Below are 13,489 nucleotides of genomic sequence, written 5' to 3'. Positions count from 1 at the left end.
ATTAGAGATTGATCAAGAGCTTTCTGGTAATCCTAGTCTAGCAAGCGTTTCAATTTGATTAAAACAATCAATTAATTTTTTTTGAGATTCCGATGGATTAAATAAAGATATTTTGAATTTTAAAAATTTTTCGAATAGTTCATTTGTGATTTCGATTGTATAGATGTCTGATTGATAAGTTTTTGACACAAGCCAATTGAAAATTTTGGACGTGTTTATTTTAGATGGTTTTAAATCAAGCAAGCGATAGTCATCAATTAATTTTTGAATTTCATTAATTGTACTTTTCTTTAGTTTGTATTCATATCGATTAATTTGGGGAGCTTGATGATCGTCAATACATCGAATATTTCCATCTGTATATATTTCGATAAAATAAGAGTCAATATTTTTTCTTGAAGTATTTTTAGTAAGCTTGATAAATTCAAATTTTTTGGAAGAAATTTGTTTTTCTTCCTCAGGTAGTCTCTGTAAAAGTTCTCCAACCTTTCGCAATAACTTTTCTTCGACTATATCTTTAGGTCTTAAATATAAAGCTCTAACAATGATTCTTTTTTTTGTTAATAATAGATTTTGACTACCTCCTAAGAATGCATTTGGTGCATATTCATTAAGCCTTTTATTTTTAAATCGAAAATCACTGTTTAGTAGTTTTTCGGAATCAAAAAGTATTTTTTTAGCGGCTGTGTTTTGAGGAATAATTTCATAAGAGTCCCAAAACATATCTTCAAATCTGCATTTTATTAATTCACCTATGATTTCCCCATTTAGTTCAATGTACCAACCAAAGTTTCTGGCATAATTTGATTCTGCAAGCAAAGCAGCTCTTTCAGATTTCTCTTTTATTTTCCGTAATAGCTTGGATTGATTTTTATGTTTTGATTTCATGGGGTGAATTAGGGGAATTTGCAAAAATGAACACAATAATAGTAGGTGTGATATGCGTTTAATGCCTTGATTTACCGTAGTTTATTTAAATTGACAAGAAATGCTTAATGAAGAATAATCAACTTTAGTTGTTAGGTTTTCTTCAAGGTTATCTAGTAACGGCTCTGATAAGGTAATTTCATAGTGCACAAATGGTACCCCTTCATTGACCTCTTTATAAGGATTGAAATTTTTAATTAGCCCTTTTTCCCAATTATCATTGATGTCAGACTCAATTGGGGTGGCAGAAAGTAAGATGTTTTCTACAATATTTTCTAAAATTTCGCTGCCATATTCCGTAAGTTCAGTGTATTGGTTGAGTGTTATATTGTCACCGTATTCTTCTTCTATAAAAGGGGATAACAAAGAAAAAATATGTTCGTAAAATTTAGAGATGATTGCTGTTTCTTTATGGTTTGCTTCTAATAGGTTTAATGTTCTAAATAATAGTGTTGTTTTTATGTTTTTTTCGCTTTGATCATTTAACCAACTTAGAGCAGGTGCATCAGGGTGGATGCGTTCAATTTTTAGGCGATATGTTTTGTTATTGAGGACTTTAATCGTGATTTTACTTAAACTAGACATAAAAAAGTATTTTGGTTTTTGAATTTTATTGGTTGTAATGATCCGTGTATATCCCATAGCAGAGGATAAACTATAGGGTTTTAGAAGAATCTCTTATTATTAAAGTTTAGAACTAGGTTTACCGCCTTTTTTCCAAAAAATTCTAGCTTGTCTAAAAACGAGGAAGGTAAGACCAAGGCTCAATGGAGCAACAATAGCTAGTGTACTTAAATCATTAGTGCTTTTAATGATCTGGACGGTTTCGGAAAAGCAAATGAATCCAAAAATAATACAAAAAATGCTAAAAAACCGATGGCGATTCATGAAAGTTGTTTTAATGTTTAATTGAAGGTTAGTCCGTATAAAAAGCGCAATATGTTGTAATTTCGTTATTTTACATGCCCAATTCCAAATCCCAAATCTTCAATTTTATACAAATGATTGTGATCGTGCATTAACAAATGCCTTAGCATAATATAGGGCGTATAGGTCTTATATTCGGGATGAATCGCCAATTTATTCCAGTCGTTCGGATCAAATGCTTTTGCCAATTCGATTGTTTGTTGTCGAATTTCAAAAAAATCATTTACAGTCTTTTCCAACTCTAATTTTATAAAAAAATCTTCATCAAAATTATCTCCAGATAGTGGTTCAAAGATTGGTTTTGCTTTCCTTTTAAAATCTTTAAGCCTTTTTTGAAATCCATATACATCACCAACTGCTATATGAGTTGCATGTTCGTGAATGGACCACTTCCCGTTAATTATTTTCTTTTTATAAAGTTCTGGGTCAATTTCTGTAATTAATTCCCTCAACAATCTAGGAGTCTCATTTAATGCCTTTAATATGGTTTCAATTTCTCGATTCATTTTTCTCTAGGGATATTATGGTGCAAAAAAACAAAATACGAAATATTGGCGTTAAAAATAAGCAAAATTATGAGTTTTGCTTGTATCTTTTCTTTGAGCATTAGCTTTTATCTTCTGGCTACTGCATTATTACAATGCAATAAAAAGCTTCTTATTTTAATTTTTTTATTAAATTGTATATTTTGTTGAAAATGAGCGTGTAAACCTAGTGAATAGCTTGGGAAACCATTTAAATTTCCATAATCCCATTTCAAAGAGGAAAAGAATTTATCAAGAAGGATGGGGGCAAGGCAAATAAACTGCTTTTATGTGTAACTTATTTTTGGTGTAAGTTATTGGTTATTAATCGAGTATGGTGTTGGAGCTATTGGCTGCACAAGTAATAATTGATAAAATGTGGCTAAGAATTAGCCCTATATCTCTTGTATTATTGTGGAAACATTAGTTAGGACTGGAAATAAATTAAACTTTTTTGACTGAGCATCGGACAAACCAATGTTGAGGTAGATCAATGATTTTTGTCTTGTACACAACCTTTAAATACTCAATGATGATAAGCATGAAACATAGTAGATCTTTTTCTATTTCTTCTTTTTTGATAATCTTTTTTTTGTTGACATTTTTAAGAGCCAATGCACAATTGGATTTGGAATGGGTAAATATCTTAGAAAGACCTGTTGGGCCAGGAGGTGGAAGTTCTGTGATGGCTCCCATCATTAGCTTAGATGATTTTGGCAATGTTTATTCAACGGGAATATTCTATGATACATTAGATTTTGACCCTGGGATTGGTGTTAATCATCTTGTTTCTCCAACAAGTAAAAGTTTTTTTGTTCAAAAATATGACCCATCTGGCAACTTAATTTGGCTTCGGTATTTTGAACACAGTCAAAGTAGTAACGTCTTTATTTCAAGTTTTTCAACAGATGTAAATGGGAACTCATATGTAATAGGTACTTTTAAAGATACTATCACATTTAATACAGTTTCAGGGGTTGATACCCTAACCAAAGAATGGATTTCTTTTGCTAATGGTAACAATTGTTTTATTCTCAAAATTGATGCAAATGGAAATACGCTTTGGGCTAAAGAACTCAGAGGAGGAGAAACAACAGGCTCACAATGTCATTTAGACAATCAAGGAAATCTTTGTATTGTTGGTTTTTTTCAGGGAGAAATAGATTTTGACCCTGGATCGAATAACAATATTTTAGCATCTACTCAGATTCCAAATAATAATCTAAATAATTGGACTAGAGATATCTTTGCTTTAAAACTAGATGCCAATGGGAATTTTATTTGGGCAAAAACATTTGGTGGTAGTACAGCGTATCCAGTCTTATTTAATTCATCATTGGATGCATTAAATAATCTATATATTATTGGGAGGTATTCAGATACTATAGATTTTGACCCTGGTCCTGCTGTGGCATCTCTTAATTCATCACACCATGATTTGTTTCTTTTAAAATTAGATGATTTGGGCAATTTTGATTGGGTCAAAAGTTCAGTACTTGGGTCAAATTCTAATGTGATTACTGCAACTGGAATAACTATAGATTCTGATACCAATATTGTACTATCAGGTTCTTTTGTGGGGACGGTTGATTTTGATTTTGGAGCGGGAACGCAACAATTAACGAGTACAGGATATTCTGATGGTTATATTTTAAAATTGACTCCTCAAGGTAATTTTATCTGGGTCAAAAAATTGACCGATACTGGCATCAGTCTCTCTTTACTGGACAATTCCAATAATCTCTATTGTGCTGGTATGACTGGATCTGGAGCGCCAGATTTAGATCCAGGAACTGGGATATTTACTGCTAGCCAAAATGCTCAGTATCTTCTTAAACTGAGCTCACAGGGAGATTTTATTTGGGCGAATATAAGTTCTGAATGGGCTTTTAATCCTAATCATTTAGAACTGGATAATGATAACAACCTTTACCAAAGTGGCACGTTTAAATCTATAGTAGATTTTGACCCAACAGCGGATGTATATCTACTTGAAAGTTTGGATGGATTAACTCCAACAAGATTTTATAGAAAATTAAGCCAAAAAGGAATTTATGGTAGTGTGTTCCAAGATTTTAATCAAAATTGTACCTTAGATTCTTTTGAGGTTGGTTTGGAGCGATTGCTAGAGATTCAGCCAGGGAATATTTTAGTTACATCAACTCTAGGTGGAATATGGAGTGTAGATTCTTTAGCACCTGGTAATTATACCATAACTGTTGATACCTCTGGAGGATGGAGTGCGACATGTTCTTCTACTCAAACTTTTACGGTTCCATCATATGATACATTAATTTCAGTAGGCGGTATTGGCTTAATTGCTAATAATCCTTGTACCGATAATCACGTAACCATAGATGCTCTTTCTTTGAGACCTGGCTTCTCAAACCAGATAATTTTTGTAGAAGCTTGCAATAATCTTTTAGCTTCGGATATACTGGATAGTGCTTATGTCATTTTAGAGTTTGATGATAGGTTAACAATTGAATCCGCTACCATGCCTTTGGATACCTTAGGGAATAATAGATATGGTGTATATATCGGGAGGTTAGCTCCCTCACAATGCCAAACGGTTGTTTTATTTTGTCATATTGATAGCACAATTTTGCTTGGTGAATCTTTGTGTATGAAGGCAACTTTGCATCCAATCCATAATTGTTTTTTAGATACGATTCCAAAACCTTATCCGAATAATTTTAGTCCTTGCGTTACACCTTATGATTTATCTCATCTTGAAATTGGCTCTACTTGCAATGGAACTAATATTTCTTTTAAAATAAAGAATACAGGAAGTGGAAATATGTCTTGTTGGTCACCTGTTAATCTTTATGTAGATGGTCAGTTTATAAGTCGGGATTCTGTTCAATTAACCGCTGGTGATTCAATGGTCTATAATTATGGTGCTGATGGTCGAACATGGAGAATGGAAGTTTGCCAACACCCATTACATCCTGGTAATTCAAATCCATCTACTACAATTGAACTTTGCGGTCCAGAAGCTAATTGGACGCCAGATTTGGTGAATCTGCTGCCCCATGATGATGGTGATTCACATGTTGATATTACTTGTGTCGTTGTATCTGGTGCCTATGATCCTAACGATAAAATGGGGTTCCCTTTGGGGATAGGGGCAAATCATGAGATTGATGCGAATGAACAAATTGAATATTTAATTCGGTTTCAAAACACAGGAACAGATACAGCATTTACGGTAGTTATTCGTGATACACTTTCGAGCGAATTAGATGTTTTTTCAGTAAGATCGGGAGCCTCTAGCCATAATTATCATTTTAGAATTTATGGAGAAAGAGTTCTAGAATGGACTTTCTATGATATTTTATTGCCAGATAGCTTGACAAACTTAGAAGGTAGTAATGGCTTTGTTCGTTTTTCTGTTGATCAGAACCCTGATTTACCTATTGGAACTAGGATTGAGAATACGGCTAGCATTTATTTTGATTTTAACCTTCCAATAGTTACAAATACTTATTTTCATACGATTGGCGCTCCCCAGATAAACAATTCCATGGGGTCTGATACGATCGATGTAACAGCATGTGATAGCGTTTTATATAATGGGGTGCTTTACAATAGTGATGGTAACTATTTGCAGACCATTCAGAATAATGGGAACGATACGCTCTACTTAATCAATGTTGATATTCTTAATAATTTCAGTCATATAGACACCATTATTTGCGATAGTTTTGAAATGAATGGGCAATACTATACTACTAGTGGCAATTATTCAAGTGTTTATAGCAATTATTGGGGCTGTGACAGTACTGTTTATTTAGATTTAACGGTTGAAAATACGATAGATACAAGTATAACTCAAAATGGGACTATTTTAACAGCAAATGCCATAGGATATAATTATCAATGGGTTGATTGTGATAATAATAACAATCCAATTCTAGGGGCAACTAATCGGTCTTTTTCGCCTTTAGCTAATGGAAACTATGCAGTTATTATATCGAATATTAATTGTTCAGAGGTTTCTAGTTGCATCCCTATTACAACAGTTAATGTTTCAAAAATAGAAGCTAGTTTTGATGTAAATATTTACCCAAATCCTGTTGAAAATATACTTTTTATTGAGAACGCCAATAATAGACAAATTCAGTATAGCCTTGTTAATCAGTTAGGTGAAGTGCTGTTGATGAATAACACACCCGATAAAGAATTAATTAAAATAGATATCAAGGGATTAAGCACAGGTGTTTATTATTTGTTTATCCAAAGCAATAGAGGAATATTGAGTAAAAAAGTAATAAAAATTTAATTTTGTTGTAATCAGAGCTAAATTAAAAATTTTGATAATAAAGTTGTTTAAGAACTAGAAATCAGCAAAGCTAATAGCCTTACATCGCTATTAAACTCGCCTTTTGGGGGACTCATTATACTTACGTGAGTTCGCCATAGGCTTAGCTCAACAAAACGGAGAAATAACTTCATTTTTACTAGACTAATATTCTACAAGGATATAAGAAAAGTCCAAAAAGAGAGCGCCATCCCAAAGTAAAAGAGCGGGTTTGGTGGTATTTTTTCCTTGCGGAACGAGCCAAATCTTTGATTTTTCAGAATCTCCTTGCATACAGAGAATTTAGCTTTAGCCTGTATGTGGGATGGCGATATACATTGTTGCACTAAATACCTATTGGTTTAACTAAAAGTAAACCTCAAAAAAGAAGCCCACTTTATCCTAAATGATCAATAGAATTTTATAAGCTTAGTCATTGATACAGTTTTTGAAATAGTCTCAACACCAAACTTAAAGAATCAACACAGCAAATTTTTAGCACTTAAATCCACCTTCGCACTTTTGATTTATACTTTTTATAGTCGATTCCAAATTCTTTTTCCATTCTATTTTCTTCATGAGGAATGTACCAAAAATTTGAAATTAAGATAAATAAAAAGATTCCGATTATTGATGTCTGATTTCCTAGCAGCATCCACACGCCAATTAATGAAATTGAAAATCCCAAATAGATAGGATTTCTACTAATTTTGAATAAGCCATCTGTAACTAATTTTTTGGGTTTTTTAAAGGTATGGATTTCCGTATCTACATCGTCAAATAATTTTCTGACTTTAGCGGTCATTACAAGGCCCAAAAGAAGTAGTAAGATACCGAAGTAATTAATGGGTGGTTTTAATAGTTTTGGTGTTGGACTTAAAAAATTTAATCCAATCATAAGTAGAATACAAAGGACAAACAAAAATGGTGGAATTACTCTTTTCATGTTAAAATTTTTTGTTAAAAAAACAAAGTTATTTGTTCTTTAACCTTAATACATTAACATAGGTTTATCCGCTTCATTTTTTTTCGTATCCTACTTAATGCAATAGGAGTTATACCAAGATAGGACGCAACCATATATTGTTTTACTCGCTGCTCTAAATTTGGATATTCCAAGAGAAACTCTTTGTATCTGTGCTCAGCATCCATCAGTAAAAATGTTTGCTCTCTTTTTTCCTTGGTTCTATACCCTTTTTCGAGAAATGAAATTAATAACTTATCCCACTTGTTGTCTTCTTCCCTTAGTTTTACCCATTGGTGATAACTTATTTCAATGACGTTAGACGCTTCGAGCGCTTCTATAGTATAGATTGATTTTGTCCCTAAAATCATAGAGGAATAGGAAGAAATAATAGCTCCCTCCTTCATAAAAACTTTTGTAAATTCTTTTCCTTCAGAAGTAAGGTAATAATATCTGAATAGCCCTTTTTTTACAATTCCTATTTTGTTAGGGATTTGACCTTCTCGTATAAAGGTATCATTGAGCTTGAATTTTTTGGTTTTTCCATAACGTTCTAATTCTTCAATAAGTTTTTGAATGGTAGCCATCTTTTGTTTATTCTTTAATCACTTAAAAAAACATTCAAGGTTTAAGTTCTGATTTTTTTGATTTAGGGAGTTCGGATGGAGGTGTCTAGTATACTATTTGGCATTTTATAGGGTGTTTTATTTTAATGAAAGAGATGAAATTCTAAATCTTTTAGTAATGATCTTATCCTCGAATCCAATTGAGAATTTTTTATTCAAAAGAGGAATGAAAATGTATGTGTTTTTATAGAATTATATCCCAATAAGGATTTTCACACTACACGATTAATCCGTACCATTGGTAAAAAGGAAAAAAAGCCTATGATTGCTTAGGATTGCTGTGATGCTATCAGAACCTAAATTTTTCCAGAAATCCAGAGACTGGAAGATAAATGAGGGTTCTAGTTGGTAAAACCTAAGCGCTTTGCTGTTTCCCAATTCATCCAAAAAAGAATTGACGATTTCTTGAGCTTTTGGGCGGTCTAGTTCCTTATGGTAAGGGCTCCAGAAAGTATTTTTTGTATTTGCCGTTAACATTGAAACCAAGTATTCATAAGCCCCTTGGAAATCTAAATTACGCATCAAAGAATCCGTTTTGGGGAAAGTATAGCGTTTGGGAATCAATTTTCCACTTTTGTCTAATTCGTGAAAAAAATCACCGTCTTGTTGAAACAAATCTGCTTCTAATAATTTTAGATCAAACTCCCTAGAGTGGATTACAGTTCGAATTAATTCTTCCTCTTTGATTCCACTAAGATTATGGTCGATAACCACAAAAAACGTAGAGCCATTGAGTACCTTCTCTACTTGGTCTAAAAATATTTTTATTGCTTCATTCATCAATTAAGGTTGTTAAAAACAGGAGCGCCTTATGTCTTTAAAATCGGTATTTTAATTACTTATCCAACAGATTTTTTTTGAATTCTTTTTGAATATATTCATTTGATTTTCCTCTAGGGATGGATGGAGAATCCCATTTGTCGTTTAATATCATTTTTCCGATATAGGTAATTTGTCCTATATGATAAGGATAATGTGCAATTTGTCGAGTGATGCTCTGTATTAACTTTACTTTTTTGTTTCTTATGATGATAGGAGTATTAAAATTGCTTTCGTTCATTGAATCTAGAGCAGCAAAAAGGCAATTCCAGCCTTCTTCCCATTTTTCAATTAATTCGGCATAGCTTAACTGCTGCGCTAAAAATTCATTGTCCCTATTTCTCCAGCTTTTTTCCCCATCACTTTCAAAAAAATTAGTCCATCTAGACAGCATATTTTCGGACATATGTACAATTATGCAAGCGATATCATTGCTTTCCTCGTTGTATTTCCAATATAAATCTTGTTCTGATAATTGCGAAATTGTTTTATCAGCAACGGCTTTGTAAGATTTGAATTGTGTTCTAATGTTATTTAAATATTCTTCAACCATTTTTATCGTAATGTTTATAGTATTGTGTATTAAATAAATGCTAGAAAACAGGCCTATAAGACGCAATTTTTAGCTGCTCTCTATACTAACACTGATTTTTGAAAAATCGTTTATGGCTAGATCCTTTTTATGAATGCAATAGGTTAAGGTTCCCGCATCCCAGAAATTAAACTCATCGACGCTTTCCATATTTAGTAAAACCAACCATTCTGAAGGCTCCCCACCAAATTTATTAGCAGCTTGTTCTTGTGGAGATTCGTGTTGCGTAAATACCGAACTGTGGATACTGTGTGTGCGTGTTGCTGTTGCTCCTTGTTCAGCACCCAAAGACCAATCTATTGAACTTTTAAGTGCTTCGATGTAGTCCTCTAGTTGTTCAATTTTTTCATCATTGTCGGGAGCATCCCAAAACGTAGCATAGTTAGGGTAGCGTTCGGCGCCATAATAGTAAGCATTGTAAAAATTAGGCAGAGAAAGATAATTTTGAAAAGTAACAGCAACGGCAGTTCTAAAATCGCAATCAAAATCACTATCGATAAAGGCTGTGTCTTCGGTGTAAATAGAAGGAACTAAGTTTTGATTATCTGCTGCGTACAATACAATAGGGCGCTCTGCATATTCTTCGTCATTGACAAAGAAATAAAGCATTCCTTTTCTAGGCAGGTATTTTTGAAAAGGTGCGATTTCTTCACAATTTATTTGGGCGTGGAATAAATATAACAACCCATTTTTATTGGCAGGGTGTACCCAATTTTTAGGCAAATCAGGGCTGCCACCTACTTTTGAACGCCCAATAGGAATCTCTTTTTCTTCTTTGTTTAAGATCAAAAAAGTAGCCATCGTACTGTAATCAACAATTAGATTCTTGAATTCCTCCAATTCAGGAATCGCCAATATTGATTTTTCCAACAATGCTTTTTGTGCTGGATAGTTGGACCAGTCGTAAAGCGAGGAATCAATAGCAGTTGGGTTTTTACTTTTATAGCTTAAATCCATAAATAATTTTCTATGCTTTCTGTCGGCATTAACAGCATAAATATTAGCCAGAGATTTGGGTAATGCTTTAAAGTTATTACCAACAATATTTAAGTCTCTTAGCTTTGGTAAAGCGCCAATTTGCTTTGGTAAACTAATTAGCTTATTGTGTTTTAAATTTAATGTTGTCAACGCAGGTAAATCACACAAGGCATCAGGAAGAAGGCTTAAATTACTGGACTCAATGGTTAATTCTTCTAATTGATGCAATTGATTGATGTGTTCAGAAATTGTATTGATTTTGCTCTGGTAAATTTGGATGGTATGTAAATTGGTAAGCCCATAAAAGGGATCGGGGAGTTCCGTAAAATTACATTGAGCAGCACCACCGATCCATATTTTTTCTAAGTTTTTAAATTCTAATAGCTTGGATGGAAAAGTTTGAAAATCTCCTTCACCAATACTTAAATCATAAACATCTGTTGGATTGGCTTTTAGTGCTTGTTCCCAAGTGTACAACTCTCTTATAGGAAGTAATGGCTTAGGCACAAAACATTTTAAAGCCTCAACGGGTATGCTGGGTTTCTTCTCATTGGATCTGCTCTTTAATTCCCCTTTTATGTGTACAAAACCTTCTTGCAAATCGATAATGCCATGAAATTCGACCGCTTCAGGAAAATTATAGGTTTCAAATCCCGTTAAATTCGTATTATAAGGACAAGCAATCTGACTGTTGTATGCTCCCTTTTCAATGGCTAAGTCATAATACGTAACCATCCTGAAATAGTCAATATGCCTTAAGTTATCGTAATAAGGGTCATTTAATAACCCATTGTGCATTTCATCAGTAATTTCTAAGGCAGGTGTCAGTAGGCTTATGCGCAGTTTTCCTTTTCGAATGAGAACCTCTGTATTTAAAGAACCTTTGGTGAAAAAGGTTTCTTCTGTTGGGTGGTTGGCAAATCCAACATCAATGTTGTTTATTTTAAAAAATTCTTTCATTGTTATTTCGATTGATTCCTTTGGTTTTTAATTTCCGTTCTGAAATGACTTGTTTCAGAGACAATTGGGAAAATAAAGATAAATAATCAATGGAGTAAAATAACAAATATGGAAAGTATTATTAGGCAAAAATGGAGTGGAGTAAAATGATAGTGATGCTTATAAAAAAAAGACCTTCTCAAGAAGAGAAGATCTTTTGCTTTTCTGGGTGCCTGATGGGGTTCGAACCCACGACCCTCGGTACCACAAACCGATGCTCTAACCAACTGAGCTACAGGCACCATATTCCTGAAGCGATGCAAAGATATGAATTTAATTTAAAATAAAGAAATTTAATCCATTTTTTTTCTCTGCAAAAGAAAATATAAAAACTGTAGTGATAAACATGCCATAAAGTGTATGGAGAAAAAAGACCTTCTCAAAAAGAGAAGATCTTTTGCTTTTCTGGGTGCCTGATGGGGTTCGAACCCACGACCCTCGGTACCACAAACCGATGCTCTAACCAACTGAGCTACAGGCACCATGTTTCCTACAGCGGTGTAAAGATATAATCTTAGTTTGGAATAAAAAAATCTAATTCATTTTTTTTTTGTCTTTTTGAATAAGAAAAAAGGTAGTTTATTTAGAATCAATAGGATAGAGGTTGTAAAAAAAAATGCTCTTTTTATAAGTGTACAAATTATGGCTCTAATAGGCATGAATTCAGGGTTTGGATGATAAAAGATTAGATACCGCATAGTATTTCGATAGTGTTTTTTATCTTTATGACATCATCAAAAAATAAAGATATGTCAAAGATAGTAGTTATTACAGGAGCCAATTCAGGAATTGGTAAAGCAACAACCATAGAACTGGCGAAACAGGGAGGGACGATTGTGATGGTTTGCCGTAATGAAGCAAGGGGAGAAGCGGCAAGACAAGAAGTAATCAAGGCCAGTGCGAATGCAAATGTATTTTTAGAGTTGTGTGATTTGACCGCTCATGAATCGATTCGAGCATGTAGCCAGAACATACGCAACAAGTACAGCCATATAGATATTCTTATTAACAATGCAGGTGGAATATTTGGAGAACACCAACTAACAGTAGATGGTTTGGAGCAGACTTTTGGGCTTAATCATATGGGATACTTTTTATTTACGCATTATATGTTAGATTTGGTAAAAAAAGGAACTCAAAAACGTATTGTTAATGTGGCTTCTTTGGCGCACAAGATGGCACCTGCTATTCCTTGGGGAGATTTGCAATTGAATAACGTTAAATATCGCCAATTTCCAGCTTATGCTTTGTCTAAATTGTACAACATTTACTTTACTCAGTTTTTGGCTAAAAAATTAGCCAACGAAGAAACGGGAATCACTGTCAATTGTTTGCATCCAGGGACTGTTTATACTGGTTTTGGAGCAACAGGAAGCAAATTTTTTGCTAAACTTGTCAAGATAGGCGGCCCTCTCTTGGCAACGCCCGAAAATGGTGCTAAAACATCTGTTTATTTAGCTACTTCTCCCGATGTGGCGAAGGTAACGGGGGTGTATTATGCCCATCGAAAAAAAGCTAGAATAACTAAACAGGCCAAAAATTTTGAAAATGCTAGGCGTATCTGGTCCAAAAGCATGGAGTTGGCTGGTCTAGATGTTTATGGCGTTGTAGAGGATTAATTAATTATTTTCGTTCTTTGATAACTCGTGTGACAAGCACTAACAAAGGGTAAACTTTCTGCTACTTTTAGCTTCGCTGCTACTAAGTGGTTTAGAAGAAAGTTTATAGGTCGTAAGTCGTAAGTCCTGTATTAGCAGAGACTAAACATACGACTTACGACCTATAACTTATAACAAAAGTAGTAATAAGAGAGCTGGGGTGTTTAATATT

The 13,489-nt window shown here is 33.6% G+C and carries 10 protein-coding genes and 2 tRNA genes; 2 read left to right on the top strand and 10 right to left on the bottom strand.

Going from position 1 to position 13,489, the window contains the following annotated elements; translation table 11 throughout:
• Positions 1 to 12: 12 nt before the first annotated feature.
• From AsAng_RS09640 to AsAng_RS09630, 3 genes are all read right to left on the bottom strand, one after another.
• Positions 13 to 888, bottom strand: coding sequence for a hypothetical protein (locus AsAng_RS09640; RefSeq protein ID WP_264792567.1), 876 nt, complete (start codon positions 886 to 888; stop codon positions 13 to 15).
• Positions 889 to 969: 81 nt separating this feature from the next.
• The gene (locus tag AsAng_RS09635; protein WP_264792566.1) at positions 970 to 1,512 is read right to left on the bottom strand and encodes a hypothetical protein; all 543 of its coding nucleotides are present in this window, start codon (positions 1,510 to 1,512) and stop codon (positions 970 to 972) included.
• A 368-nt stretch (positions 1,513 to 1,880) separates the two neighbouring features.
• Complete coding sequence (locus AsAng_RS09630) at positions 1,881 to 2,360, bottom strand: DinB family protein (RefSeq protein WP_264792565.1); 480 nt, start codon at positions 2,358 to 2,360, stop codon at positions 1,881 to 1,883.
• Between the two features lie 559 nt (positions 2,361 to 2,919).
• On the opposite strand from AsAng_RS09630, the gene AsAng_RS09625 reads away from it, so the two are divergent.
• The gene (locus tag AsAng_RS09625; protein WP_264792564.1) at positions 2,920 to 6,663 is read left to right on the top strand and encodes a T9SS type A sorting domain-containing protein; all 3,744 of its coding nucleotides are present in this window, start codon (positions 2,920 to 2,922) and stop codon (positions 6,661 to 6,663) included.
• Between the two features lie 520 nt (positions 6,664 to 7,183).
• Here the strand turns inward: AsAng_RS09625 and AsAng_RS09620 are convergent.
• The 7 genes from AsAng_RS09620 to AsAng_RS09590 all read right to left on the bottom strand — a co-directional run bounded on the left by AsAng_RS09620 (position 7,184) and on the right by AsAng_RS09590 (position 12,141).
• On the bottom strand, positions 7,184 to 7,627 hold the full coding sequence (locus AsAng_RS09620; protein ID WP_264792563.1) for a methyltransferase family protein: 444 nt from the start codon (positions 7,625 to 7,627) through the stop codon (positions 7,184 to 7,186).
• Positions 7,628 to 7,680: 53 nt separating this feature from the next.
• Positions 7,681 to 8,232: a Crp/Fnr family transcriptional regulator gene (locus AsAng_RS09615; protein ID WP_264792562.1), complete on the bottom strand. Its 552-nt coding sequence runs from the start codon at positions 8,230 to 8,232 to the stop codon at positions 7,681 to 7,683.
• A 264-nt stretch (positions 8,233 to 8,496) separates the two neighbouring features.
• Positions 8,497 to 9,051: a hypothetical protein gene (locus AsAng_RS09610; protein WP_264792561.1), complete on the bottom strand. Its 555-nt coding sequence runs from the start codon at positions 9,049 to 9,051 to the stop codon at positions 8,497 to 8,499.
• Between the two features lie 55 nt (positions 9,052 to 9,106).
• The gene (locus AsAng_RS09605) at positions 9,107 to 9,643 is read right to left on the bottom strand and encodes a DUF1572 domain-containing protein (RefSeq protein WP_264792560.1); all 537 of its coding nucleotides are present in this window, start codon (positions 9,641 to 9,643) and stop codon (positions 9,107 to 9,109) included.
• Between the two features lie 69 nt (positions 9,644 to 9,712).
• A complete protein-coding gene (locus AsAng_RS09600; RefSeq protein WP_264792559.1) occupies positions 9,713 to 11,620 on the bottom strand; it encodes a DUF1963 domain-containing protein in 1,908 nt (635 codons plus the stop codon).
• Positions 11,621 to 11,827: 207 nt separating this feature from the next.
• A tRNA-His gene (locus AsAng_RS09595) sits at positions 11,828 to 11,901 on the bottom strand.
• A gap of 166 nt (positions 11,902 to 12,067) precedes the next feature.
• Positions 12,068 to 12,141 (bottom strand) — tRNA-His (locus AsAng_RS09590).
• Positions 12,142 to 12,408: 267 nt separating this feature from the next.
• Between AsAng_RS09590 and AsAng_RS09585 the strand changes: the two genes are divergently transcribed.
• On the top strand, positions 12,409 to 13,278 hold the full coding sequence (locus AsAng_RS09585) for an SDR family oxidoreductase (protein WP_264792558.1): 870 nt from the start codon (positions 12,409 to 12,411) through the stop codon (positions 13,276 to 13,278).
• The last annotated feature ends 211 nt before the right edge of the window (positions 13,279 to 13,489 follow it).

This window comes from Aureispira anguillae (assembly GCF_026000115.1).
Lineage (GTDB): Bacteria > Bacteroidota > Bacteroidia > Chitinophagales > Saprospiraceae > Aureispira > Aureispira anguillae.
This window is presented reverse-complemented; position numbering and strand designations above follow the sequence as displayed.

Bases quoted from the DNA above. Each gene is read 5' to 3' on its own strand.
- AsAng_RS09640 (WP_264792567.1), bottom strand. From the start codon at position 888: ATGAAATCAAAACATAAAAATCAATCCAAGCTATTACGGAAAATAAAA.
- AsAng_RS09635 (WP_264792566.1), bottom strand. From the start codon at position 1,512: ATGTCTAGTTTAAGTAAAATCACGATTAAAGTCCTCAATAACAAAACA.
- AsAng_RS09630 (WP_264792565.1), bottom strand. From the start codon at position 2,360: ATGAATCGAGAAATTGAAACCATATTAAAGGCATTAAATGAGACTCCT.
- AsAng_RS09625 (WP_264792564.1), top strand. From the start codon at position 2,920: ATGAAACATAGTAGATCTTTTTCTATTTCTTCTTTTTTGATAATCTTT.
- AsAng_RS09620 (WP_264792563.1), bottom strand. From the start codon at position 7,627: ATGAAAAGAGTAATTCCACCATTTTTGTTTGTCCTTTGTATTCTACTT.
- AsAng_RS09615 (WP_264792562.1), bottom strand. From the start codon at position 8,232: ATGGCTACCATTCAAAAACTTATTGAAGAATTAGAACGTTATGGAAAA.
- AsAng_RS09610 (WP_264792561.1), bottom strand. From the start codon at position 9,051: ATGAATGAAGCAATAAAAATATTTTTAGACCAAGTAGAGAAGGTACTC.
- AsAng_RS09605 (WP_264792560.1), bottom strand. From the start codon at position 9,643: ATGGTTGAAGAATATTTAAATAACATTAGAACACAATTCAAATCTTAC.
- AsAng_RS09600 (WP_264792559.1), bottom strand. From the start codon at position 11,620: ATGAAAGAATTTTTTAAAATAAACAACATTGATGTTGGATTTGCCAAC.
- AsAng_RS09585 (WP_264792558.1), top strand. From the start codon at position 12,409: ATGTCAAAGATAGTAGTTATTACAGGAGCCAATTCAGGAATTGGTAAA.